Source organism: Rosettibacter firmus, from assembly GCF_036860695.1.
In the GTDB taxonomy this organism is placed as follows: Bacteria; Bacteroidota; Ignavibacteria; order Ignavibacteriales; family Melioribacteraceae; genus Rosettibacter; species Rosettibacter firmus.
In genome coordinates, this window is sequence record NZ_JAYKGJ010000004.1 from 219,885 (window position 1) to 246,379 (window position 26,495).

The 26,495-nt window shown below is 30.3% G+C and carries 21 protein-coding genes and 1 CRISPR repeat array (1 of these 22 only partly in view); of the genes, 6 read left to right on the forward strand and 15 right to left on the reverse strand.

The features are described 5' to 3' along the window. Positions 1-161: 161 nt before the first annotated feature. Complete coding sequence (locus VJY38_RS12760) at positions 162-764, reverse strand: TetR/AcrR family transcriptional regulator (RefSeq protein WP_353681107.1); 603 nt, start codon at positions 762-764, stop codon at positions 162-164. Between the two features lie 559 nt (positions 765-1,323). On the opposite strand from VJY38_RS12760, the gene VJY38_RS12765 reads away from it, so the two are divergent. Continuing rightward, on the forward strand, positions 1,324-2,037 hold the full coding sequence (locus tag VJY38_RS12765) for a carboxypeptidase-like regulatory domain-containing protein (protein WP_353681108.1): 714 nt from the start codon (positions 1,324-1,326) through the stop codon (positions 2,035-2,037). A gap of 433 nt (positions 2,038-2,470) precedes the next feature. On the opposite strand, the gene VJY38_RS12770 is transcribed toward VJY38_RS12765, so the two are convergent. The 5 genes from VJY38_RS12770 to VJY38_RS12790 all read right to left on the reverse strand — a co-directional run bounded on the left by VJY38_RS12770 (position 2,471) and on the right by VJY38_RS12790 (position 9,230). Further along, positions 2,471-3,688: a radical SAM protein gene (locus tag VJY38_RS12770; protein ID WP_353681109.1), complete on the reverse strand. Its 1,218-nt coding sequence runs from the start codon at positions 3,686-3,688 to the stop codon at positions 2,471-2,473. A gap of 235 nt (positions 3,689-3,923) precedes the next feature. Beyond that, positions 3,924-5,774 (reverse strand): pre-peptidase C-terminal domain-containing protein, encoded by a 1,851-nt coding sequence (locus tag VJY38_RS12775; protein WP_353681110.1) that lies wholly within the window; start codon positions 5,772-5,774, stop codon positions 3,924-3,926. A gap of 221 nt (positions 5,775-5,995) precedes the next feature. Continuing rightward, complete coding sequence (locus tag VJY38_RS12780) at positions 5,996-7,123, reverse strand: ABC transporter permease (protein WP_353681111.1); 1,128 nt, start codon at positions 7,121-7,123, stop codon at positions 5,996-5,998. Between the two features lie 33 nt (positions 7,124-7,156). After that, positions 7,157-8,308, reverse strand: coding sequence for an ABC transporter permease (locus VJY38_RS12785; protein ID WP_353681112.1), 1,152 nt, complete (start codon positions 8,306-8,308; stop codon positions 7,157-7,159). Further along, positions 8,283-9,230, reverse strand: a complete 948-nt coding sequence (locus VJY38_RS12790) for an ABC transporter ATP-binding protein (RefSeq protein ID WP_353681113.1) — start codon at positions 9,228-9,230, stop codon at positions 8,283-8,285. Before VJY38_RS12790 ends, VJY38_RS12785 begins: the two co-directional genes overlap by 26 nt. 176 nt (positions 9,231-9,406) lie before the next feature. Here VJY38_RS12790 and VJY38_RS12795 point away from each other — a divergent pair, with 176 nt between their 5' ends. Then, positions 9,407-10,078, forward strand: coding sequence for a FlgD immunoglobulin-like domain containing protein (locus VJY38_RS12795; protein WP_353681114.1), 672 nt, complete (start codon positions 9,407-9,409; stop codon positions 10,076-10,078). Further along, positions 10,075-11,187 carry a hypothetical protein gene (locus VJY38_RS12800; protein WP_353681115.1) on the forward strand — a complete coding sequence of 371 codons (1,113 nt, stop codon included), beginning with the start codon at positions 10,075-10,077 and terminating at the stop codon, positions 11,185-11,187. The genes VJY38_RS12795 and VJY38_RS12800 overlap by 4 nt, the downstream gene beginning before the upstream one ends. A 1-nt stretch (position 11,188) precedes the next feature. Here the strand turns inward: VJY38_RS12800 and VJY38_RS12805 are convergent, their stop codons facing one another. After that, positions 11,189-11,899, reverse strand: coding sequence for a DUF6901 family protein (locus VJY38_RS12805; RefSeq protein WP_353681116.1), 711 nt, complete (start codon positions 11,897-11,899; stop codon positions 11,189-11,191). Positions 11,900-12,091: 192 nt separating this feature from the next. Between VJY38_RS12805 and VJY38_RS12810 the strand changes: the two genes are divergently transcribed. From VJY38_RS12810 to VJY38_RS12820, 3 genes are read left to right on the forward strand one after another with little or no spacing between them, the layout of a single operon-like run. After that, entirely contained in the window at positions 12,092-13,069 is a 978-nt protein-coding gene (locus tag VJY38_RS12810; protein ID WP_353681117.1) for a sugar phosphate nucleotidyltransferase, read from the forward strand. A gap of 17 nt (positions 13,070-13,086) precedes the next feature. After that, entirely contained in the window at positions 13,087-14,232 is a 1,146-nt protein-coding gene (metK, locus tag VJY38_RS12815) for a methionine adenosyltransferase (protein WP_353681118.1), read from the forward strand. Positions 14,233-14,242: 10 nt separating this feature from the next. Beyond that, positions 14,243-15,520, forward strand: coding sequence for an adenosylhomocysteinase (locus VJY38_RS12820; protein ID WP_353681119.1), 1,278 nt, complete (start codon positions 14,243-14,245; stop codon positions 15,518-15,520). Positions 15,521-15,569: 49 nt separating this feature from the next. Here VJY38_RS12820 and VJY38_RS12825 read toward each other — a convergent pair whose 3' ends face one another. The 8 genes from VJY38_RS12825 to VJY38_RS12860 form a co-directional block, all read right to left on the reverse strand. After that, complete coding sequence (locus tag VJY38_RS12825) at positions 15,570-16,010, reverse strand: response regulator (protein WP_353681120.1); 441 nt, start codon at positions 16,008-16,010, stop codon at positions 15,570-15,572. After that, a complete protein-coding gene (locus VJY38_RS12830; protein WP_353681121.1) occupies positions 15,998-17,092 on the reverse strand; it encodes a sensor histidine kinase in 1,095 nt (364 codons plus the stop codon). The genes VJY38_RS12825 and VJY38_RS12830 overlap by 13 nt, the downstream gene beginning before the upstream one ends. Positions 17,093-17,171: 79 nt before the next feature. Then, entirely contained in the window at positions 17,172-17,747 is a 576-nt protein-coding gene (locus tag VJY38_RS12835; protein ID WP_353681122.1) for a hypothetical protein, read from the reverse strand. A 4-nt stretch (positions 17,748-17,751) separates the two neighbouring features. Next, positions 17,752-18,243 carry a hypothetical protein gene (locus VJY38_RS12840; protein ID WP_353681123.1) on the reverse strand — a complete coding sequence of 164 codons (492 nt, stop codon included), beginning with the start codon at positions 18,241-18,243 and terminating at the stop codon, positions 17,752-17,754. A gap of 153 nt (positions 18,244-18,396) precedes the next feature. Then, complete coding sequence (gene amrS, locus VJY38_RS12845) at positions 18,397-19,425, reverse strand: AmmeMemoRadiSam system radical SAM enzyme (RefSeq protein WP_353681124.1); 1,029 nt, start codon at positions 19,423-19,425, stop codon at positions 18,397-18,399. A gap of 165 nt (positions 19,426-19,590) precedes the next feature. Beyond that, positions 19,591-21,018 (reverse strand): pyruvate kinase, encoded by a 1,428-nt coding sequence (pyk, locus tag VJY38_RS12850; protein WP_353681125.1) that lies wholly within the window; start codon positions 21,016-21,018, stop codon positions 19,591-19,593. Continuing rightward, positions 21,015-23,501: a Lon protease family protein gene (locus VJY38_RS12855; protein ID WP_353681126.1), complete on the reverse strand. Its 2,487-nt coding sequence runs from the start codon at positions 23,499-23,501 to the stop codon at positions 21,015-21,017. The genes pyk and VJY38_RS12855 overlap by 4 nt, the downstream gene beginning before the upstream one ends. A gap of 358 nt (positions 23,502-23,859) precedes the next feature. After that, positions 23,860-24,138, reverse strand: coding sequence for a hypothetical protein (locus VJY38_RS12860; RefSeq protein ID WP_353681127.1), 279 nt, complete (start codon positions 24,136-24,138; stop codon positions 23,860-23,862). Between the two features lie 1,831 nt (positions 24,139-25,969). Next, positions 25,970-26,495: direct repeats of the CRISPR family, unit length 35 nt; unit sequence GTCTCAATTCGTCAACGACTCCATACATTTGTAAG (it continues 184 nt past the right edge of the window).

Here is a 26,495-nt window from a genome sequence, read left to right on the forward strand (position 1 = left end):
TAATTCAATAAAAAATTTCAATTGCTGATACAATAGACGTTTAATTGCATACAAGAGTTTGTTATAATTTTTATGTACCAATAATCTCTGACCTTTCTCTGCGTTCTTGGCGATTAAATTGTTGAAATCACAACGAACGTCAAGAATTCTTTGATTATGTACTAATCTTTAATTTCTTTATAAAAATTATTCCAGAGTTTCAGCATTTCCTTATCAAGATTTTGTAAGTTACCTTCAAGTAAAAGTCTCAAAGCAATTCCATCATTAGAATAAATAAACATTCGTGCAATTTGTTCATCTGACATTGGAGATGAAAATTCTTTTTTTCTTCTCGCTATTTTCACAATTTTAATCCATTCATTAAGTTCATATTGTTGCACCTGTTTAACTTTTTGCTGAAAGCGGGGGAATAATTTCATTGCATCAAAAACTATGGTAATAAAATTTATATTAACCAAAGTACTTGAATCAAAAATTTCGTTTTTAATAGAAGTCAAAGTATTTTTAATATGCTTAACATAATCCTGATAGAATTCTTTAAGTGAATTATGAGATAATTTTTCGTAATCAATCATCATTTTATCAAAGTAATAGGTATTTATAATTTCCTTAAAAACCTGTTCTTTGCTTTTAAAGTAATGATAAAAAGCTCCTTTTGATAAGCCTGTTTCTCTAACAATATCCTGCATTGTTACTTCTTTATAACTTTTCTGAAGAAAAAGTTTAAAAGCTGTTTTAAGTATATGTTCTTTAGTATTTTGCATAAACCGACCGTTTGGTATGTTCTAAAATATTATAATAAATACACATATCAAAACAAATAATTTCCCAAAATTATATTTGATAAACTAAAGTATGCTGGAAATAATTAAATAATTTAATGACTTAAACGAAATGGAATTAAGAATTTCTGAATTTAAGAAGGTAAAAAATCAATCGTCATCATAATTACGAAAAGGATCTGGTTTGCCTGGTTTGAATAATTTAAAGGCAATCAGATAAGAAATTATAAATGCTAATATGATTAATAAAATTTCCATAATTCCTTTTTAGTATACTTAATATTAAAAAGAAAAACAATGTCATATAATAAAAACAAATGAATTAGTTATTAACGGGAATGAAATTTTTATAAATATTGATAATTGATAATGAGTTTAAGAAATTTGTTGAAACTATTTAGTAATTTTTTTCTTCTTACCTGCTACAAGCAGATCTGCCTGTCGAAGACAGGTTTGTTCTTTTTAGATATTAAAACCAGAGTATTTTAAATTCTTTTGTACTTAAGAGTAAAAAATTAATATGGATATAAATATATAACAAATGAAAAAGATTATTTATATCTCATTAATTTTGTTATTAAATACTATATTATATTCTCAAGAAACTGTCCGAATATTTGGACATGTCACTGATTTTAATAATAATCCCCTTGATTCAGTATTAGTAATATTAAAAAACAAAAATTTTGAAAACTTATACCAAACTTTAACCAACAAATCAGGATATTTTTCATTAAATGTCCCAAAAGGTTTTTATTATTGTATTTATGCTATTAAACCATCTGATTATGGAAAAACTAAATTAGAATATTGGGCATGGAATATTCCTGCATTAAATGACTTTGAAATAAATCCAAAATATGATCGATTAGAAATATATGGAATGAATGCTTTTGAACCACAAGTGGGGCCTTTCGAAACATATATGATTTATTTCAGACCTATGAGTTTAACTAAAGTATTACAAATTCAAAAATTTATATCTAACTTAGATACATTAGATATAGCACCCAAAAATATATCATCAGACGAATTAAAAGCTTATGTTAATGATATTCGTACCGATATAGTTAATATTAATAAGGTGTTAGAATATGGTAGAGGGAAGTATTTATATGGATATTTAATTCAAATTATAAAGCCAATAAATAACAAAGAAATAATTCAAGGTTATGATAAAATCTCTATTATATTGAATTCTAAAGAAACAAATGAATATGGAATGGGAGAGTGTTTTATAAAAAAATTCCCATAAATTAATAAAATAAAGTAATCATTCTTTTTCAAGAGAGATTTTAGTAAAGTAATTTCTAAAAATTAATTTTATTCAATAACTTTTAATCTCTGGAGGTATGCCAAAAACAAAGTAATAGACTTGAATCTTTATAAAGTTTGAAAATTTGACTGCTCTCGAGCAAAAACAAAAATAAAATCAAGAATGATAAATTACTCCTAAAAGTATTTAGTAAGTTTATATAGTAATGATACACTCAAAACTCGTATGTCATTTTATTAATATTACTTCTTTAAGGCATACTAAATAAGTTTTTATCTTTATGAATTATTTTTCATTTGAACAAATAGAAAGCAATTCACAATAAGGATTATTCCGTTGTGAAAAACATTCAGGTTGCCCTCGTCCTTTAACGGGGGCTTTTTTATTTAGAAATACAATACTTCTGATTTTTTTACTCCTGATTTTTTGGCACCGACCTTAAAAACGTTCCAAACATTTTTTGCTCTTCAAGTCTGCATGACCATACTAAATCACCATTCCATACTGTAATATCTGGACAACCATCGCACATGCTTTGACGTCCATCTTTCATAATATCTACTGGTTGTATGAACATTATTGTTTGCATGTGTGCTTTCTTAAAAATTTGCAACGGATTTTTTAGCATTTTTATTAATGCTTTTCTTATTCCTTTATCTACTGGCCATAGAAATAACATTGCTGATCTTCCACGACGTGTTATTTTTGGAGAAGCATAAGAAAGGTAAGTACCCTTAAAGAAATGATGTGCTATCATTACAAGTTCAAGAAATTTGGGCCCAGCATAACCATATATCTTTCCTTTTGTACCAATTCTTTCTGTAAGTAACCATTTGAACGAATCAACTTTTTCTGTTCCATTTAAATATGCACAGGGAGAAAAATCAGGATAATATTCTCTAACTACTCTTAAAATATCAGTAGAAAGAATGTCAACTTTTCTATCTGTATCTGAATGATAAGAAATATTCTGCCAATCAACCTTTTGTCCACCTGCATACCAGTCAAAAGGTAAAGAAGGAACAACATGTCGAAAGCAAATGAAAACCATAGTATGAACAATATCTATATTTTCTTCTGCCCATTTTAAAAGTTCTGGTGTGTATTTTAATGTATCTTCGTAGACTGTTGAATTAAATGAGCATGCAATTCCACCCACATCAGCAAGCATTTTTGCATAATGATAACGGAGTTCATTTAATTCAACTTCATTTTTACCTCGCCATTTACCTCCACGACCCTGTTTACTATCAACATGAAAAGTAAATCCATATACTCCTGCTTTCTTCAAATCTTTTAATAAATCTTTAGTAAGAACAGCTCCATTTGTATTTACAATTGGTTTTAAACCTCTTCTTTTTATTTCAGCAACAATTTCAACTATTTGTGGATGAAGAAGTGGATCGCCACCTGCAATTGAAATACAATCAGAATTTCTCTTCTGTTGAAATATGTCAAGCTCATGTTTTATTAAATCAAGTGGTTTGTGCGAATTCTTTTCGTTTTCACGATAACAACCATCACATGCAAGATTGCACATTGCTGTTGGTTCAAGCCAGGATATTGCATTGTCTGGTAAAGTCCACGGTAAGCGATATAATTCCCTGTGATTTAAAATTAATTCTGCCATAATACCCTCAATTTATTTTGAAAAAATCTATATAAATATTGTAGATTATTTTCTCTGGCAGAATATTATTTTTCAGGAATGATTAATATAATATATTAAATCCAGTTTTAATTAGAAAGAATAATTATCTATTAATTTATAAAATGGATGTGATACTTTATCTGAATAAAAAAAGAGAAACATATTTAATATGTTCCTCTTTTCTTAGATAATTTATTAAACTTACTTTTTAGAATTACTTCATTAAAATGAATTTTTTAACCTGCGAAAATTTTGTACCTGCTTCGAGTTTATAAAAATAGATACCACTCGATAGATTAAAATGGTTTGCAGAAAACTCAACTTTATAAACTCCTGCAATTTGAAGTTCATTTACAAGAGTAGCAACCTCATTGCCAAGTATATCATATACTTTCAATGTAACAAAAGAATTTTCAGGTATTTGATAACTGATAATTGTTACAGGATTAAACGGATTGGGATAATTTTGATTAAGTGCAAATGTTGCTGTTATTGTTTTTACATCTTCATCTACAATATCAGTTAAAGGATTGCCCGGATAACGATTGGTTACTTTTATAGCATAGCTCCCATATCCAGAATATTTATAAGCTCTTATATAGTAAGTGTTTGCATTTGCATTTTTAAGTGACATAATTTCACTAACTCCATAGAGGCCAGCATAAGATATTTGATTTTGTAGATTGTCATACAAATACAAATCTATTTCAAGAGTGGAATCGGAATCTGTTCTTACATAAAGTGAATCCCAATTTGATGTTAAAGTAATTTTATAATAATCACTATTATCTGTAATTCCTTTTGAATAATATCCAAGATGACCTGTATACACAATGTTCGAATTGATTTGCAATGCATTTGCCATATCGTTATTAGGTTCAATATCATTTTCTAATTTTGATTTAATAAATTCTCCTACAATTTTATATGAACCATATCCTGAATATTTAAATGCTTTAATAAAATATTTTCCCGGAGATAAACCATTAAAATGAGTTTGTTCATTAATACCTGTACTTATATCGTAACTTGCTATTTGAGTAATGCCATCTACATCATAAAGATATAAATCTATTTCCAGTGTTTCATTTGATAAAGTTTTTATAATTAACTTTCCATCAGTTTGAACATCAACACTCCACCAATCAACATCATCTGTATAACTATTTGAATAATATCCCAGATGACCATAATTTACTACTGTTGACGTTGCATTAAAAACTCCCAGACTTTGAGCTTTATCATACGAATCATTAGTTTCAGCATCATTTGTTGTAACATTTTCAATGTTAGTTTGCACGTAATTACTCGTAATTTTATATCCCCCATGCTTACTATAAAGAACCACTTTTATAAAGTATGTACCCGGTATTAAGTTATTAAAATGAGTTTCTTCAATTAAGCCTATAGAAATATCATAAGAAGCAATGGATGTTTTTCCATCAACATCATAAATATATAAATCAATATCTGCTGAATCGGATTCGGTTCTAATTTTTAAGCTGCCATCAAAAGGAATAACTACTTTCCACCAATCAACCTGATCATAACTTTTTGCTTGATAATAACCAATATGTCCCGTCGATTCAGAATTCAAAGCAAGAGGCAATGCTTGTTCAAAAGAATCATCTGGTTCAGAATCGTTTTGATAAGGTGCCAGTGTAAATCTATTAAATATCGTATAACTCCCGGATCCTGAATATCTGACAGCTTTAACATAATAAGTACCAGCTTTCAATGCATTATGATGAGTAGATTCTCTTTGTCCAATAGAAATATCATAAGAAGCAATTGAAGTTTCACCATCAACATCATAAATATACAAATCGATATCTAAATTGCCTGTAGAATTAACTTCAAAATAAAGACTTCCATCATAAGACAATGTAATTACCCACCAATCTACATCATCATAGTTTTGTGAATCATTATAAAATAATGTTCCATTATCACTTGAATTTGGAGTGATGGGAGTAGCCTGTTGATGAGTATTATTAGGTTCAGATTCTGCAAAAACATTAATACATAAAATCACACTTAAAATAATAGTCAAAATATTTTTCATTCTTACCTCCTGAAATTTAAGATTCTGATTAACTTATTCTGTAGAAAATTTAATTATAAACTAATGTGCAGGATAAAAAGCTGGCTATGAAGTTTATAATAAATTTAAGATGAGTTTTGTTGTTAAACTTAAATAAATTAACAGTGATTAAAAAATTATTTTTTTGATCTGTGATTTATAATAATGTGATATATACTCTGATTATAATGAAATGAGAAGTGTTAACCTAACTTCTTATGAAATCTCTTTGTACTGATTAAAAGAATAAATACACCCATTATAAAAAGAATAACTAATTCCTTCCACAATTCAACAAAACCATTGCCTTTAAGAATTACGCCTCTAATAATTATCAAAAAGTATTTTAATGGAATTATATAAGTAATATATTGAATTATTTTTGGCATATTTTCTATTGGGAAAACAAAGCCCGAAAAGTAAATCATAGGCATCATTACACCAAAAACAGTAACCATCATTGCTTGTTGTTGTGTTTTAGAAATGGTTGATACAAATAATCCAAGTCCCAGTGTTGAAAGAATAAAAGTAAATGAAGCTAAAATAAAAAGTATAATATTTCCTTTAATTGGAATACGAAACCAGAATACCATAACAGAATTTACTAATATAATGATTACGAAACTGATAATAATAAAAGGTAATATTTTACCTACTATCAATTGCCAGGGCTTTATTGGCGTTACAATTAATTGTTCTAATGTACCAACTTCTTTTTCCTTTACTATTGCAAGTGATGTTAAAAGCATTGTCATAATCATTAACAACAAAGCTGTAATAGCTGGAACCATAAATACTCTTGTTTTGAGTTCTGGATTGTACCAGATTCTTGTTGCAGGTTGAATATTGGTTAGATTAATTGCTATACCTTTTTTAGCAGCATTTCTCGATATAATTTCCTGAGAATAATCAGAAGTTATAGCTTGTATATAACCAGTAGCAATAGAACCTTTTGTTCCATCAGAACCATCAACAATAACCTGTAATTTTGTAGGTACATTGTTAGAGAGATTTTTTTCAAAATTATTCGGTATAACAATTCCAGCTACAGCATTTCCACTTAAAATATATTCTTCAATCTCTCTGTAATTATTTGAATATTTTTTCAAAGTAAAATAGCCAGACTGAATAAGCTTTTCTATATACTTTCTACTTTGAATTGATTTATCCTGATCAAACACAATTATATTAACATTATTCACATCAAAAGTTGCTGCATAACCAAGTAAAATTGTTTGTAACACAGGAGCTAATAAAACGATTAAAAACATTTTGGGATCACGTCTTAACTGTTGTAATTCTTTCTTGATGAAGTAAATTAATGTTTTCATTTTCTTTTAATTATCTATTAGCACAAAATATAATTAACTCATTTTTTTAATATAAGCTCTTGCAGCAATTGATACACTTATTACAGAGAACAAAATCATATAAAGAAGTTGTTGCCAGTAATTTTCGATGCCTGCACCTTTAAGTAAAATTGATCTCAGACAAATAATATAAAATTTTGTTGGAGTTATGTTTGTTATAATCTGAATAAATACTGGCATACTTTCAATCGGGAAAACAAAACCAGAGAGCAATAACGATGGAAGCAATGAAATTAATGTTCCAATCTGAAAAGCCACCTGCATTGAATCTGCAATTACAGAAACAATTATTCCCATTCCCAGAGAAGCCGAAAGAAAAACTAAAGTACAGATCAATAACCAGAAAAAACTTCCTTTAACTATTATATCAAAAAATATATAACCAGCAAAAAGAATTATACTTGCATTAATAAATGCAATAATAACATACGGTATAATTTTCCCGATAAGTAATTCAATTACAGAAAGTGAAGAAACATTTAGTTGTTCAATAGTTGATTTTTCTTTTTCTCTTACAATTGATAGAGAAATTGTTACTACTGCTACAAGAATTAAAATCATTCCAATTAAACCTGGTAATAAAAATCTGGTAGAATTTAAATCTGGATTAAACCAGTAACGTGTTTCTAATTGAATCGGGATATAATAATTTATTCCTTTTCGTGCGAGAAATTCTTCTGTTATATTTTTTGAAAGATTTGCAGTTGCAACACTAACATAATTCATAATTAGATTTGCCGTGTTTCCCTGAACACCATCAATTAAATATTGTATTTTAACTTCTTTATTTGAATATACATTTCTTGAAAAGTTTTCGGGAATAACAACAACACACTGCACAATATTTTCGTCCAAAAATTTTTCAATTTGATTTTTGTTCTCAATATAATTTACAAGATCAAAATACTCGCTACTAACAAGTTCCCGAATAAATGATCTGCTAAGTGAAGATTTATCGAGATCATAAACTGCAATTTTAACATGTCTAACATCAAAGTTAATTGCATATCCAAAAACTATGAGAAGAAAAATTGGGAATAAAAAGATAACACCAAGCATTCGAACATCTCGCAAGAGCTGTCTTATTTCTTTTTTTGATATTGCTTTAATTCTTCTTATGCTAATTTTCATTAATCTTTTCTTCATCCTTTTTCATTTCCAGTAAATGAATAAATACATCTTCGAGTGTAGGTGTAATAGTTGTAATTCTTTCTGGAGTAATATTTTTTTCTTTCAGCAAAGAATTGAGCTGACTAATATTGCTGAACTTTTCGTTTGTAATTATATGAAGATTATTGCCAAACAACGACACCTCACTTACAAAGTCCTGCTTTTCCAGAATTTCTATTACTTCCAATATATTTTTAGATTCTAATTCAAGTATAGGATTTTTAATATAATTTGTTTTAAGTTGTTTTGAACTTCCCTGAGCAATAATTTTTCCTGAATCAATTAAAATAATATTATTGCAATATTCAGCTTCTTCAAGATAATGAGTTGTTACTACAACAGTAATTCCTTCTTGAGATAATTCATTTATTAATTCCCAGAAATTTCTTCTATAAATTGGATCAACACCACTTGTAGGTTCATCGAGAAAAACAATTTTTGGTTTATGAATTACAGATATGCCGAGAGCAAGTCTTTGTTTAATTCCTCCAGGTAGTGAACCAGTTAATATATTTTCACTTCCTTTTAAGTAAGATATTTTTAAAACCCAATCTTTTTTCTCTTTTAATGTTCGTCCATACAATCCATAAACACTACCAAAGAATTCTATATTTTCTTCGACTGTTAAATCATTATACAAAGAAAACTTTTGTGACATGTAACCAATATTTAATTTAACTCTATCGGGATCGTGAACAATACTATAACCACCAACAATTGCATCGCCACTTGTTGGTTCAAGAATTCCACACAGCATTCTTATAGTTGTAGATTTACCTGCTCCATTGGCTCCAAGAAAACCAAATATTTCTCCTTCTCGAACATTAAATGAAATGTTATCAACAGCAGTAAACGAATCAAATCTTTTTGTAAGATTATTAACTTCAATACTATACATGAATTAACAACTCGTATAATTTGCAGTTATTAGATTTTAGTAAAATATATTTTCATTTATAAAATTAAATCTCGCATATACAAAAAGCCACCATAATTTCTTTTTATGGGAATCCATCACTTAGATTTGAACTATTTATCTACAATATAAGTTATGTCTTTAAATTAGGGGGATATATGAAACACACATTAATCCTTTCTGTATTTGCAATATTCATACTAATAACTACAATAATTTCAAGAAGCTTTCGAGTAGAAAAGATTCCCAATGGAAATAAATTTATGTGTGCAAACTGCCATACAAATCCTGGAGGAGGTGGCGAGCGTAATGCATTTGGTAAAGCAGTAGAATCAAGAGTAACTCCTGGTGGCTTTCAGGATTTCTGGGATTCGCAATTAGCTTCACTTGATTCTGATGGAGATGGATTTTCAAATGGTCTGGAATTGCAGGATCCAGAAGGGAAATGGCGACCAGGTCAACCAAATCCTGGCAATTCTTCACAGGTTTCAAATCCAGGAGATCCTAACAGCATACCAAATATTTCTTCAATCAACAGTTCATCAATAGAAAATTACTATAAATTATTTGATAATTATCCCAATCCATTCAATCCTTCAACAAGAATTTCTTTTGCAATTCCAGTAAATGAAAAAGTTACTCTACATATTTTTGACATAAATGGAAGCTTAATCAAAACATTAGTTAATGATAATTTATCGCCCGGTACATACGAAATACTATGGAATGGTAAAGATGAAAATAATAACGATGTTACATCAGGTGTCTATATTTATCAATTAAAAGCAGGTTACTTTAATCAATCTAAAAAGATGGTTTTAATAAGGTGAAAAAATATTTATTTATTTTCTCATTCATTTATATAATCATATTTTCTGGAAATACTTTAGCACTTCCAAGATTTTCTGCAAGATTAGGTGATAAGTGTATCGATTGTCATGTAAATCCTACGGGCGGCAATATGCGAAAAGAAAATGGTTTTTTCTTTGGTAAAAATGTTTTAAGTATGATTTCTGCAAAAGATAAAGATTTCCCTGTTTCAAATAAACTTTCTGAAAATATTTCATTTGGATTAGACTACCGCAGTCAACTTTTATATTCACAAGAAAAAAATAGAGCTGATTTTCATGATATGTCAGGTTCAGCTTATTTGAATGTATCTTTATCAAATAAAATTGATGTTATGAGTAGATACGATTTTGTTCAATCAATCTGGGAAGCTTATGCAGTTGCCAGAATTTTACCAAATGATAGCTACATTAAATTCGGAACATTCACACCCAGCTTTGGGATAAGAATTGATGATCATACTTCTTATACTCGTGGTGGAGATTTTGGTTTACTATTTTCAATAAATAAAATTCAAGGATTAATCTATAATCCTTTTTATACAGAAACAGGAATTGAATTAGGTACATATATAAATGATTTTATATTTATTACAGCAAGTGCTGGTAAAAGTAAACTAAATTCACTTTTAAGCAGCGATCCTTCATTTACATCAAGAATTGAATTAAACCAGTCAATCGAAGATTTTAATATTTTATTTGGTAGCTCATTTGCATCTGTTAAAACAAATTTTACAGGCACAACATTAAATACATTTTTATATGGTGGCTTTTTAGGTGTTGGTAATAAATATATTTCTATTCTTAGTGAACTTGATTTTGCAGAAAATTATTTATCAAAAAATTCAAAATCTTCTGCATTGTTTATCGAGACTTCTTATCAATTAATGATTGGTCTGGATGTAATTATACGCTATGATAGTTTTAATCCAGATATTACATTAAAAAACGATGAGATTTCGCATCTAATTTTTGGTTTTGAATTTTTTCCTTTCAGCTTTATAGAAATTCGTCCTCAATATAGATTTAATATCGAAAATCCAGATAAAAGCAATAATGCTTTTGTTCTACAATTTCATTTGTGGTATTAATTTACTCAAGCCATTCTTTAAATATATTTTCAAAATCAGAAAGGTCATTATATTCAAGACTACTTGAAATAAATTGAGCAAAATTATCCAGAGCTACAATAGCATTAATGCTTGCATCTTTATTTTCAAGATTGGCAACTCGCTCAGATAGAACTCGATTAATTTTAAGAATGTCTTCGTAAATCTGTTTTAATTTTTTCATTTCCCAGTCTGGAGTTCCACCTCTTTGCATTATCATATATTGAACAAATAAGTACATACTAATTACTCTAAATTCAGTTTCTTCAATAGATGCAAATGGCAGATGAAATCTTACAAGCGGCTTTAATTTTGAAAGTACTGGACATCCACTAACTGGCATTATAATACCTATTAAACTGCTAACACCTTTTTGAACAGAAGTTTCTTTAAAGTAAGTTCTCTCATCTACTTCTGCATAAATCTTTACAGTTTCATAAGAATTTATATCACTAAAAAATTTTATTATGTTATCAATATTAACTGCAATGGGACAATATTTTTCAAACTTAGAATTACACAAATCATTAGCACATTGAAAGTTTTCTCTTTTTGCCCAATCTGCTACTTCTGTTTGATTTGATGAAATTAAATCCAGTGTGTTTTTATCAAGTAATATTTCAAATTTTTTTTCTGTTCCATTATTGAATATGAAAGTGTATGTATATTTTAAAACTTCCTGATTGTTTTCCATTTTTCCCTCTAATTATTTTTATTTTTAAAAAGCATGAAGAATAGATAGATTAATCTCCAGAATAATTTTATGATTCTCATAATTTATATACTAATTTAATTACATCAGAATATAAATTCTATATTTGTAATAAATTTGATAAACGATGCCTTATTAATTAAATTGGTAAAGTAAAAAAAGGAAAAGTAATTATTGAGAGCAGTAATACCGGCTGCGGGTTTTGGAACAAGACTGAAACCGCATACATACTCACTCCCAAAAGTATTATTAAATGTTGGTGGTAAACCAATCTTAGGGCATATTGTTGATAAAATAATTTCTGAAAATATTTTCAAAGCCACTTTTATAATTGGGTACATGGGGGAGAAAGTAATTGATTATATAAACAAAAACTACAAGGAATTAAATGCAGATTTTGTAGTACAGGAAGAATTACTTGGATTGGGTCATGCAATTTTTAAAGCAGTACCAACTTTTGATGACGAAGAGATTCTCATAATACTTGGCGATACAATTTTTGATGTTCAATTAACAAATGTATTATCACAAAAAATTAATTCACTTGGAGTAAAAGAAGTTGAAGATCCATCAAGGTTTGGAGTAGCTGTTTGTGAAAACAATCGAATAATAAAATTAATTGAAAAACCACAAACACCAATTTCAAATCTTGCTCTTGTTGGGTTATATTACATTTCTAATTCTAAATTACTAAAAGAATGTTTGAACGAAATAATTAAGAATGATATTAAAACAAAAGGTGAATACCAGTTAACAGATGCATTGCAACTAATGATAGAAAAAGGAGAAACAATAACAACATTTCATGTAGAAGGATGGTATGATTGTGGAAAGCCTGAAACTTTATTATCCACAAATCAGTTTTTACTTTCAAAAAATTATTCTAAAAAAGATTATAATGGTGTAGTTATAAATCATCCTGTATTTATTTCTGATAAAGCTATTATAAAGAATTCAGTCATTGGTCCTTACACAACAATATCGGAAGATTGTATAATTATTGATTCGATTATAAAAAATTCAATAATTAGTTCTGGTGCTAAAATAGAAAAAGCAATGCTAGAAAATTCAATAATTGGAAGCAATGCAGTTATTAAAGGCAATTTCAAAAAATTAAATGCCGGCGATTCATCTGAGATAGAATTTTTTTAATAATAAGTGAGGTATAAATGTCATACTTGTTTACATCTGAATCTGTATCTGAAGGTCATCCAGATAAAATTTGTGATGCCATATCTGATGCAGTTCTCGATGCTGTCTTAAAGCAAGATCCAGAAGGAAGGGTTGCGTGCGAAACATTTGTAACGACTGGACTTGTAGTCGTTGGTGGTGAAATTACGACCAATGCTTATTTAGATATTGAACATATTGTTAGATCAACAATTAGAAATATTGGTTATACAAAAGCAGAATATAAATTCGATGCTGAGTCGTGCGGAGTAATAAATTCGATTCACGCCCAATCACCTGATATTGCAATGGGAGTAGATAAAGGTGGTGCAGGAGATCAAGGATTGATGTTTGGATATGCTTGCGATCAAACTCCCGAATTTATGCCAATGCCAATTATATTTGCTCATAAACTTGTAAAACGCCTTGCTGATATTCGAAAACATCATCCAGAATTAATGCCTTATCTTCGTCCCGATGCAAAATCTCAGGTCACAATTGAATTTGATGATAATAACAATCCTGTTCGTGTTGATGCAATAGTTGTTTCAACACAACATGAACCAAATGTTAGTCAGAAAAAAATAAAAGAAGATGTAATTGAGCATGTTATTAAAGAAGTAATACCCGAACATTTTCTTGATAAGAAAACAAAATTTTTTGTTAATCCAACAGGAAGATTTGAAATTGGTGGCCCACATGGCGATAGCGGTTTAACTGGTAGAAAAATTATTGTTGATACTTATGGAGGCTGGGCACCACATGGAGGAGGAGCTTTTTCTGGAAAAGATCCTTCAAAAGTTGATCGAAGTGCTACTTATGCTGCTAGACATATTGCTAAAAATATTGTTGCTGCTGGATTGGCAAGAGAATGTCTTGTTCAGTTAGCTTATGCAATTGGTGTTGCTCAACCTGTTTCTGTTTTTATAAATACAAAGGGAACAGGTGTTATTCCCGATATTGAACTTGGTAAAATCATACGAAAAGAAATTGATTTAACACCAAGAGGAATAATTGAAAGATTAAAATTACGAAGACCAATTTATCATAAAACTTCTGCTTACGGTCATTTCGGAAGAAATGACAAAGATTTCACATGGGAAAGATTAGATCTGGTTCCAACATTAAAAAAAATTATTCGTTAAAGGAGAGTATATGGATTTTAAAGAAGGAAAATATAAAGTAAGAGATTTAAAATTAGCATCAGAAGGAAGAAAAAAAATAGAATGGGCAGAATCCCGAATGCCCGTATTAATGGAATTAAGAGAAAAATATTCAAGAACAAAACCATTAAAAGGATTTAAGATTGCAGGTTGTTTACATGTTACAAAAGAAACAGCTGTTCTTATTGAAACATTAAAAGCTGCTGGGGCACAGGTAAGCTGGAGTGGATGCAATCCTCTTTCAACTCAAGATGAAATTGCTGCTGCACTTGCAAAAAACGGAATCGAAATTTATGCATGGCATGGACAGAATGTAAAAGAGTTCTACTGGTCAATTGAACAAACTCTTAAAATAAAACCTAATTTAACATTAGATGATGGTGCAGATTTAATTTTTACAGTTCATAACAAATATCCTGAATTAGCAAAAAATATTATTGGTGGAACAGAAGAAACAACAACTGGTGTTCATAGACTTCGTGCAATGGCAGAAGCAAAAAAATTGCTATATCCTGTAATTGCAGTTAATGATGCTGAAACTAAATGGGATTTTGATAATGTTTATGGTACCGGTCAATCATCAATTGATGGAATATTAAGAGCAACTTCTGTTTTACTGGCAGGTAAAAATTTTGTGGTTGCTGGATATGGACATTGCGGTCGGGGTGTGGCAATGCGAGCCGCCGGGATGGGTGCTAATGTAATTGTCACAGAAGTAAAACCAACTGCCGCACTCAAAGCTGCTCTCGATGGATTCCGTGTTATGCCAATGGACGAAGCAGCTAAAATTGGCGATATATTTATTACTGCTACAGGTGTAAAAGATGTAATTGTATCCAGACACTTTAAAGTTATGAAAGATGGTGCTATTGTATGTAACACAGGGCATTATGATTGTGAGATAAATATTCCTCAACTACAACAGTTAAGCAAATCTAAAAGAATTGTACGACCCAATAACGAAGAGTACACATTAAAGGATGGAAGAAAAATCTATCTTCTTGCTCAAGGTCGACTTGTTAATCTTGCTGCTGCAGAAGGTCATCCTTCTGAAGTAATGGATATGTCTTTTGCAAATCAATTTATGTCTCAGTTAAGATTGGTTAATTTAGCCAAGAAAGGAATTAAATTAGAACCTCAGGTGCTCGAAATTCCAGAAGAGCAGGATCAGGAAATTGCAGAAATTAAATTGAAAACTATGGGCTATAAGATTGATAAACTTACCAAAGAACAGATAAAATATATAAAAGATTATAGTGCAGGAACTTAAAAAAATAGAGACACGAATCTAAAGAATTGATTCGTGTCTCTTTACAAATTTATAATTGTGAAAAACATATATTATTAATTAACTGCTCATCAAAAGAAAAATTTTTCCCTTTTAACATATTAAAAAGTGTGCTCAATAAAATCCTTATATCCGTTGGTTTGCTAAGATACTTTTCACATCCTGCTTCGAGTGCATTAATTCTATCCTGATGAAATGCATAGCCTGTATAACAAAGTATAGGAATGTGTGAATATTTAGGATTCTTCTTAAGTTCACTTGCTAATTCAAGACCGTTTGTTTTTCCTCTTAAAGCAATTTCTAAAATTATTAAATCATAATTATCGTTCTGGAGATGATTGTAAACAGCTTCTGCAGAATCGCACACAGTTACAATGAAATACTTACTTAAAAATAATTTTAGAAACTTTTGATTATCAGCATCGCCATCGGTAATTAAAATTTTGGGTTTCTTATTATCTAAGACTTCCATTTCATATCTCCTTTCAAGATAATTGTAAAAACCGAGCCCCTCCCAGGCTCACTTTTTACTTTTATTTCTGCTTTATTAAGGTCAAGAAAATGTTTAACGAGTGTAAGTCCCAATCCTGTACCCTCGTATAAACGTGTATAAGACATATTTGCTTGAGTAAAAGGTGTAAATAATTTTTTTAAATACTCTTCCGATATTCCAATCCCGGTATCGGCTACTTCTATTATAAAATTGTTCTCCCTTTTATCTAAAGTAATCTCAACTTTACCATGTTCTGTATATTTTATTGCATTATCAACAAGTTGAATTAATGATTGAGAAATAGAATAATGATCTGCAATTACAATTGCATCATTATTCTTACTATTAACAATTAACTTAATATCTTTTTCTTCTGCGTGACTTTCGAATTCTTTATACACTGCTTTTAATACAGCATTTAAGTCTATTTGTTCAAAACGTGGTTGATATTGATGCGTTTGAACCTGAGACATATTTATAAGTAAATCAAAAGTACGATAAAGTCTTTTACTATTATTAATCATAGCAAGATATGCATGCTTTTTCTCTTCAGTAATATCTTTTTCGTTAGCGAATAAGTCTGCATAACCTATAATAACATTGAGTGGAGAACGAATTTCATGTGATATTTGAGATAAAAAATATTCTTTCAACTTGCGGGATTCATCAGCTTTTTCGAGAGCAATTTTTAATTCACGCTCAGTCTTTTTCAATTCACTAATATCTCTTCCATAAACCTGACACACATTCAATTTTGGAATCCCTGCAATCAAAAATTGAAATGGATTCCCTGCTAATGAATCTGTATAGGTAATAGTTTTTCCATTCTGAATAATATCTTCAATATCAAATTCTTTTATAAATGGTAATACAGTATCTACCTGTTCACCAAGAAGCATTCTATGTGGAATAATTTTATGAGCTGAATTATTTGCAAGAATAATTTTACCTTTATTATCAAATCGGAAAATTGGATCAGGTGCAAGTTCAGCAAACAGAGCCATAAGCTCTGTCTGCTGATTTTTTAATTTCTCCTCTTCAATAATATGTTTTCTTCGCATAGGTAAAACAATATACCTGAAGAAAACATAGATAACAGAAAGGACTACAACTATCAAAATTAGAGAAAATAAAACCGGATTATCTGGACTTAAGAGCGATACGGGTTTTATCTTCTCTAAAGATTGAAAAGAAGAGTCCAAAGGCGATCTGAAAGATACTTGTAATAAAATAAAATGCAGTAGCATCAGAAAAACCTAATACAAGATTTAATATTTTTGTAATTATAGTTAATTCATAAAACATTAATACTAAATAGAATATGTTAATAGAATTCATTGAAACAGCATTTATAATAAATTCCTTTAAAAAATTTATAAATATAAACCAATGTAAAAGTATGTAAATAAAATAATGTAAATTTATTCCCCCGAAGAATCCAACATATAATAATATCAGTCCAATAAGTAAATAAAAATATTTGTATTTAATTCTATTATTAACATTAATCGAAAACACCAATAACATAAAAAAAACAAGCATATAATATGCAGTTACATAATTAGAAAGTTTAACATATTGAAGCAATATTGATATTGGATCACTAATTGCTAAAATCAAAAAATAAAAAAACAATTTATTTTTTCTTTGTCTAAAAGCTGGTAATAACCAAATAATAATACTTATAAAAAAGAGATTTTTTAATATATCTATCATTGAATTATATACATGCTGGTGGACAAATCATTGAAGCTTCCAACGTATAAACACCATCACTCAAACTAAACACTGCATTTGGTGAAGTAGCTGTTGTGTTTAGTTCCAAGTTATTTAATCCTCTTATTTCAAAATAAATTACTGAACTTTTACTGCTATTTAAAAATTCTTCTACTACTTCTTTACTAAATACAAAAGCTTTCTCATTAGCACTTAACGAAACATTATCTCCCAATAACGAAATTCGTCTCGAATTTAGAATTAAAGGCAATTTACCTTTTAATGAAAAGAAAACATATTTATCTGCCTTAGCAAGAGCTGCTTTTAGCAAATCTTTTCTTACGGGAATTGTGATCGATGGTTTCCCAAATAATTGATTTGCTTCTTCTTTAGCAAAGATTTTACCAATTCTTAATTCTTTGCTCTGTGCTGATACATTCGATACTAAAAGTGTACCGAAGAAAATTACAAAACAGAAATAAACTATTTTTTTCATACATACCCCCTTTTATGTAGGTTTAATTTATTTATAACAATGATAGGAAAAGTTTTTGTTAATATATCGATTATCATAAAAAAATACACTAAAAATTTCATGAGTGAATAAAAAAATTTGCATTGCCCTCTGTGTTTATTTTCAAGAAATCAATTAAAATCTTCCTTCTATCTCAAAGCCACAATAACTACATTTATTTTCTTTGAGTCTATATTTGAGTATTGAATGCCAGTCGCGTACAATCAATTCTTTCTTACAATTCGGGCAATAAGTTGTTTGACCATCAACATCGTGAATATTACCTGTATAACAATATTTTATTCCAGACTCAAGAGCAATACTTCTTGCCATTCGCAGTGTTGATGATGGAGTTCTTTCTTTATCTCTCATTTTAAAATCGGGATGAAATGCAGTAAAGTGCAATGGCACACTATCTCCAAGATTTTCAAGTATCCAGTCACACATTCTTTTTATTTCATCGGGAGAATCATTTTCCTGAGGAATAAGTAATGTAGTAATTTCAAACCAGACATCAGTTTCATGCTTTAACCATTTTAAAGTATCGAGTACAGGTTCAAGGTGAGAAAAAGTTAATTTGTGATAAAATTCTTCCGAGAAAGCTTTTAAATCCACATTAGCTGCATCAATATATTTATAGACCTCTTTACGCGCCTCTTTATCAATGTAACCAGCTGTAACCATTACAGATTTAATTCCTTCTTCACTTGCAAGTTTTGATATATCAATAACATATTCACCAAATATAACAGGATCGTTATAAGTAAATGCTATTGAGGGCACCTGATACTTTTTTGCAAGTGCAACCACATCTTCCGGTGAAGCTTCAATTGAGTTTGTATTATCAAGGCGTGCCTTGCTAATTGACCAGTTCTGACAGAATTTACATCCAAGATTACATCCTGCTGTTCCAAAACTTAGAATTTGTGTGCCAGGATAAAAATGATTGAGTGGTTTTTTCTCGATTGGATCAATTGCAAAACCTGTCGGTCTTCCATAACCAATTGAATATAATTTGCCACCAATATTTTGTCTTATAAAACAAAATCCAGCCTGACCTTCGCCAATAGTACAATAGCGAGGACATAATGTGCAGAGAATTTTATTATTCTTAGTTGGTTCCCACCATTTTGCCAGTTTCAAATTTTCTAATTGTGCAATCATCTTTTCCCTTTCATACTTTTCATTTAAAGATCCAGATCGAAATATTTAATTAAACTACAAAGTAAGTAATGTTTGAATTCTCTGTGTCTTCTTTGCGATCCTTGCGGTTTCAAAACTTAAACCGCAGAGAGCGCCAAGATAGTTAAGATATAGTAAGAATATTTTTCAAACAACAACACATCTTATCCAGGTTCGTCTTCCTTTATCTTTCATTGGTTCGCCTGCTGTAAAAATAATTACATCTCCATCTTTAATCAAATTTTTTTCTTTAAGTAAATTCATTGAATTCTGAATTGCACTTTCTTCATCTCTAATTTTGTCAAGAAAAAATGGTTTAATTCCCCAGTGAAGATTTAAGGTGTTGAGTGTTTCAAATTTATCTGAAATGGCAAAAAGTTTTGCTTCTGGTCTAAATTTAGAAACAATATTTGCTTTTATTCCAAAGTGTGTAAATATAACTATTGCAGAAGCTTTCAATTGTTCAGCTGTTTTTACCACTGCAGCACCACTAGCATCAATCATATTTTCAAAAATATTTTCAGGTATTTGATAAGATATATTCTCATGCTCAGGGAATTCTGATTCTGTTGTAAGTAAAATCTGTTTCATTACTTTTACAGCTTCTACTGGATGATTTCCGACAGATGTTTCACCGCTTAACATAACCACATCTGTTCCATCCAGAACAGCATTAGCAATATCAGAAACTTCAGCTCTTGTTGGTACAAAATTTTGTATCATCGATTCAAGCATTTGTGTTGCTGTAATTACAAGTTTACCCACTTCGTTACATCTTCGTATAATTTTTTTCTGAATTACTGGCACCTGTTGAACCCCGATTTCAACTCCAAGATCCCCTCGAGCTATCATAATTCCATCTGAAGCTTTAAGTATTTTTTCAAAATTATCAACAGCTTCTTTCTTTTCTATTTTTGCAATTAATGGTATCTTATAACCTTTTTCTTCGAGCCACTTTCTTAAATTTATTATATCATTTTCTTCTCTCACAAAAGATAAAGCAATAAAATCAACTCTATGTTTAAGAGCAAATTCGAGGTCATTTAAATCTTTTTCTGTAACAGAAGGAGTGCTTAGTTTCATGCCTGGCAAGTTCATTCCTTTTTTGGGTTTGAGTATTCCCCCTTCCAGTATTCTGCAAATTAGTGAATCATCTTTCTTTTCTTCAATAACAAGTTTTATTAAGCCATCATCAATTAAAATAAAATCACCAATCTGGGAATCATCAATAAGTTTTAAATAACTCGTAGAAATTTTTTCTTTTGTTCCAATGATATTTTGAGTAGTAATCTCAATTGTATCGCCAGAATAAATTTCTATTTCAGGTTGAATTAAATCTCCTATTCTAATTTTTGGTCCCTGTAAATCAATTAAAATTGGTATGGGTAAAGATTTTTCCACGCATATATCATTAATCAAATGAAATAAATGTTCAAAATAAGCATGATTACTATGAGAAAAATTCAGTCTAAATCCATCTGCTCCTGCATCAATTATAGCTTCAAGTTTTTCTTTTGTATCTGTTGATGGACCAAGTGTTACAAGAATTTTTGTTTTAGCAAAGTTGTTTGTCATCTCTTCTTTTTTCTCCTGCTCTTTGTAGAACTTGTCTCTTGATTTGAATCAGATTTTTTAGTTGGTGTTGATTTCAGTCTTTTTTTCATTGCAATTAATTCTTTTTCAACAAGACCAAAAACTGTGTTGGCTTCGTGTCGACCATTAGCTAAAACTTTTCCTGCTTTAATACCTGTCAATATTTCGATTGCTTCTGATACTTCTGATACTGGATATATATGAAATTTTCCTTCTTTAACAGCATTAATTACTTCATCTTTCAGCATAAGATCTTTAACATTCTGCAATGGAATTATTACACCATGATTTCCATTCAAACCTTTTCTTTTACAAACATCAAAGAATCCTTCAATTTTTTCATTAACTCCACCAATTGGTTGAATCTCTCCTTTTTGATTAACAGAGCCAGTTATTGCAATTGATTGTTTTATTGGAATTCCAGAAATAGCAGAAAGCAAAGCACAAATTTCTGTAATTGAAGCACTATCTCCATCAATAAATCCATATCCCTGTTCGAAAGCAAGACTTGCAGTAAACGAAAGAGGAATGTGTTTACCAAACTTTTCTCTGAAGTAACCAGAAATTATCAATACACCTTTATTGTGTGTACTACCACTTAAACCAGCTTCACGTTCTACATTAATGATATTTCCACTACCAAGAGAAACAGAAGCTGTAATTCTTGATGGTTTACCAAATGAATAAGAACCACTATGATAAACTACAAGAGCATTTACAGTTCCAACACGTTCACCTTCTGTATCAATTAATAAAGTTCCATCATGAATCATTTGAGAAAGTTTAGATTCATAAAGTCCATGTCGTTCTTTTGAAGCTTCGTATGCCTGAACAACATGATAATCAGTAACCATTTTATCGCCATTATCACGTGCCCAGAAACTTGCTTCTCGAACTAAATCTGCAATGTAAGCAAATCGAGTTGTTAATTTATTTTTTTCTCCTGCATATCTTGCCCCATACTCAATCACTTTTGCAATAGCAGATTTATCGAACTCAAGTATTTTTTCAGTTTCAATTAATTTTTTTATAACTCTTGCATATTCATTTAATGCTTTATCAGTTTTAGTCATTTCATAATCAAAATCAGCTTTTATTTTGAATATTTTATTAAAATCATCTTCGTAAGCAGATAGAATTGAATAAATATAATTATTGCCAATTAGAATTACTTTTGTTTCGATCTGGATTGGTTCTGGTTTTAAAATACTTGGAGCGAACTGATAAAGATTTGCGAGATCCTGGATTTCCAGTTTTCCATAAAGTAAAACTCGTTTTAAAGATTTCCATACTCCTGGTTCACTAAAAGCATCAAGTGCATTAATAACCAGAAATCCTCCATTTGCTCTAAGCAATGAACCTGCTTTTATTCTTGTAAAATCTGCATACCATCCGCCATGTCCATCACTTATTCTTTCAATTGTACCAAACAAATTTGTATATGTTGGACTTGTCTCAATAATAACCGGTGTTTCTTTTGTGTGTGAGTTATCCAGAATAATATTAACTTCATATTCTTTCAAATAATCGACTATAATGCCACTCTCGGTTTCTTCTCTAATTGGTTTTTGACCTTTAAAGACATCAAGATTAAGAATAATATTTTCAGCTACTTGATCGAGATAATATTTTACTTTTTTGAATTTATATTTCTTTCTCAAATCATCAATTGTAACATTAACAATTACTCTTACAGCTTCTGTTTCGAGTTGAATTATTTTTTCTTGAAAATCCTGAGTAAGTTTTAAACTATCTTTAAAAACCTGCTGAAGTTCTTCCTGATAAGATGTATATTTATTAAAAATTTCCTGAGCCTGATCTTGAGTTAGTTTTTGTTCATTAACTAAATCCTGCAATTGAGTAACAAAGAAAGGTTGATTATCAATTACAGCCAGAATTTCGGGTCGCACCATTTCGCCCATTTTAACTTCGCCAAGTGTAAAATTATCTTTACGCAATTTATCTTCGAATCCAAGCATAATTGCTCTCTGCTTTTTAGTATATTCAGAAAGTAATTGTTTTTTTCTGGATACAAATGGTTCGTTAGATAAAACTTGAGGAATTCTTTCCTGTAAAAATCTTATTGCTCTATTTAAATCCCTTTTAAATTTTCTTGCCATACCAGCAGGAAATTGCAATAATAGTGGTCTATCTTCATCTTTAAAATTATTTACATATGCATAATCATAAAGTTCAGCTGAATTATTTGGGACAATCGATTCGAGCATTTTTTTAATTGTAGTAAGCTTGCCAGTACCAGATAATCCAGCAACAAAAATATTATAACCTGGACTTTTTAATTCCACACCAACTCTCAATGCTTTAATAGCACGTTCCTGACCAACTATTCCTTCGATTGGTTCTAATTTTTCTGTGCTTTCAAAATCAAATACTTGGGGGTCGCAAGTCCATTTTAAATCTTCTACTTTTAATTCACTATGTTTGGGTGCTTTTTTTAGTGACATAAATTTTCCCCTTATAGAAGTCATTTTCATTTTAAAAATATGAATTAAAGCAAAGGAATTCTAATTTAAAAATAATCCTCTGGTAAAGTTAATTTCATGGCAAAAAGAATAAATTAAATAGAGAAGAGATTAATAAAATTAATCAATGGAAATAAATTTCAAATATACTATTAACAATAAAAGTAATTATTAATTGTATTTGCTTAAGTGTTATTTTAAATCTATTGAAAAATTATTAAAGATGAATTTTAAAATTAAACCCGTCAGGCATTTTATTACCCAACGGGCTTTTGATATTATTAATGAATATTACAAATTCTGATTATGTTATAAAATCTTTCTTATATATTTTAAATTATCATTTGTTATGTCTTTCATAAGCTTTAATCATCCTGTTAGGATCTTTACACGATACCAAGAATAATTCACCATTATATTGAACTAACTCATAATAATCTTTTGTATTATCGATATTTGATGTCATTACACGTTTCCACACATCCCCCTTTACATTATAACCCATTACACCAATTAGAAAAGAATAATTATAAAAACTAATAACAGTATTAGTTAATAAATCACCATCTTTTTCTTCAAGAATTTTATCAACTGCATTTTCAATATTGGGAGAGCCCAATGGTACATAAAGAACAAAAACTTCGTCCTTAGCTTCTCCAGTTCCAACTTTTTCGTATTTTGCTCCTAATTCAACATTTTTTGTTGAAAGGATTGTAAAAATCCCCTAACCGCATAGTACAACTTACTACAAACAGGAGTAAAGCTATAAAACAAAAAGTAAAAGTTAACCTTTTCATTTTAATCTCCTTTATTTAATTTGTATTATTAATCAGGCATAACGAAATAATGAAGACTGCCCCAATATTATTTTACTGAACACATTCATTTCAAAAAATTATAAATAAACTCGGTAATTAAATTTGATAGTAAGTATAACATACTTCTATTAAGATTTAAAAAACGCTTATTAACATACCCTACAGAAAAATATTTTTACTCAACATAATTTTTAGAAATAATATTATCAAGAAGATTTTTTAATATGAAACGAAAGAGGAATATTGCTAGTGGATGAATCTCAATTCGTAAACGACTACAAAAACAATTTAGAATCAACCATTATATAAACTCATCACTTTTAGCGCCCAGTCTTTGAGCTCCGATTTATCGGGGCGAAATCCCGATGAGCTTTAGCGAAATCGGACAATTCGTCAACGACTCCACACACATGTAAGACACATGCTTTCAGAAGCCTTTCACAAACAAAAGTAAAGGGTCTCAATTCGTCAACGACTCCATACATTTGTAAGTTGGTTTTTACTTGCTGACTCCACCATTCTGGGAAAGTCTCAATTCGTCAACGACTCCATACATTTGTAAGACATATTAAAAGAGTTTTACGGCTATCTTGATGCGTTTGTAAGTCTCAATTCGTCAACGACTCCATACATTTGTAAGACGGTGGAATCTGGAGAGTGCCTCAGCAGTTTTTTCGTCTCAATTCGTCAACGACACCAAAAACGATTTAGAATCAACCATTATATCAACTCATCATTTTTAGCGCCCAGTCTTTGAGCCCCGATTTATCGGGGCGAAATCCCGATGAGCTTCAGCGAAATCGGACAATTCGTCAACGACTCCATACACTTGTAAGGAAAGACTGATGGGGATAGTTGAATTTAACGGAGGAATGTCTCAATTCGTCAACGACTCCACACACATGTAAGCGATGGTTTAACTACAGTAATAGATGGTGGTAAGTCTCAATTCGTCAACGACTCCACACACATGTAAGACACATGCTTTCAGAAGCCTTTCACAAACAAAAGTAAAGGGTCTCAATTCGTCAACGACTCCATACATTTGTAAGTTGGTTTTTACTTGCTGACTCCACCATTCTGGGAAAGTCTCAATTCGTCAACGACTCCAAAAACAATTTAGAATCAACCATTATATCAACTCATCATTTTTAGCGCCCAGTCTTTGAGCTCCGATTTATCGGGGCGAAATCCCGATGAGCTTCAGCGAAATCGGACAATTCGTCAACGACTCCATACACTTGTAAGTATCAGAAACTTTCATAAATGAACAAGGTCCACTGGGTCTCAATTCGTCAACGACTCCATACATTTGTAAGCCAAGCGGCGCAAGCGCAAGGTGGCAAGAAATAGATAAACAGGTCTCAATTCGTCAACGACTCCATACACTTGTAAGAAACGAAAATCTATCTCCAATCAGATATAGTTGGAGAATAGTCTCAATTCGTCAACGACTCCATACACTTGTAAGTTACAGCACAAATTATTATGGAGTTTATGGTTCCAGGTCTCAATTCGTCAACGACACCAAAAACGATTTAGAATCAACCATTATATCAACTCATCATTTTTAGCGCCCAGTCTTTGAGCCCCGATTTATCGGGGCGAAATCCCGATGAGCTTCAGCGAAATCGGACAATTCGTCAACGACTCCACACACATGTAAGCCAGGTAATGGTGCAGTGTGGGAGACAATTCAAAATCATAGGTCTCAATTCGTCAACGACTCCACACATATGTAAGTCTTAAAGTCTTTAATATACTCGGGGAAGAAGTTTTTCAAGTCTCAATTCGTCAACGACTCCATACACTTGTAAGCCCCTGCAAGAGAGAGTGATTGGAAACTAATTGCTGATAGTGTCTCAATTCGTCAACGACTCCATACATTTGTAAGTTACGTGGGAATTTGTTTCTTTCCCCCCCTCCTGATTACAGTCTCAATTCGTCAACGACTCCATACATTTGTAAGGATTAATCGCCGACACATCTGTGTTCGGAAAGAATACGCCGTCTCAATTCGTCAACGACTCCATACATTTGTAAGAGGTTGACCCCAGAGAGAGGTTAATGGGGTTGACAGAGGTGTCTCAATTCGTCAACGACTCCATACATTTGTAAGGCAGAATAACATCAAGATTAAGATTTTTGGATACAGTGA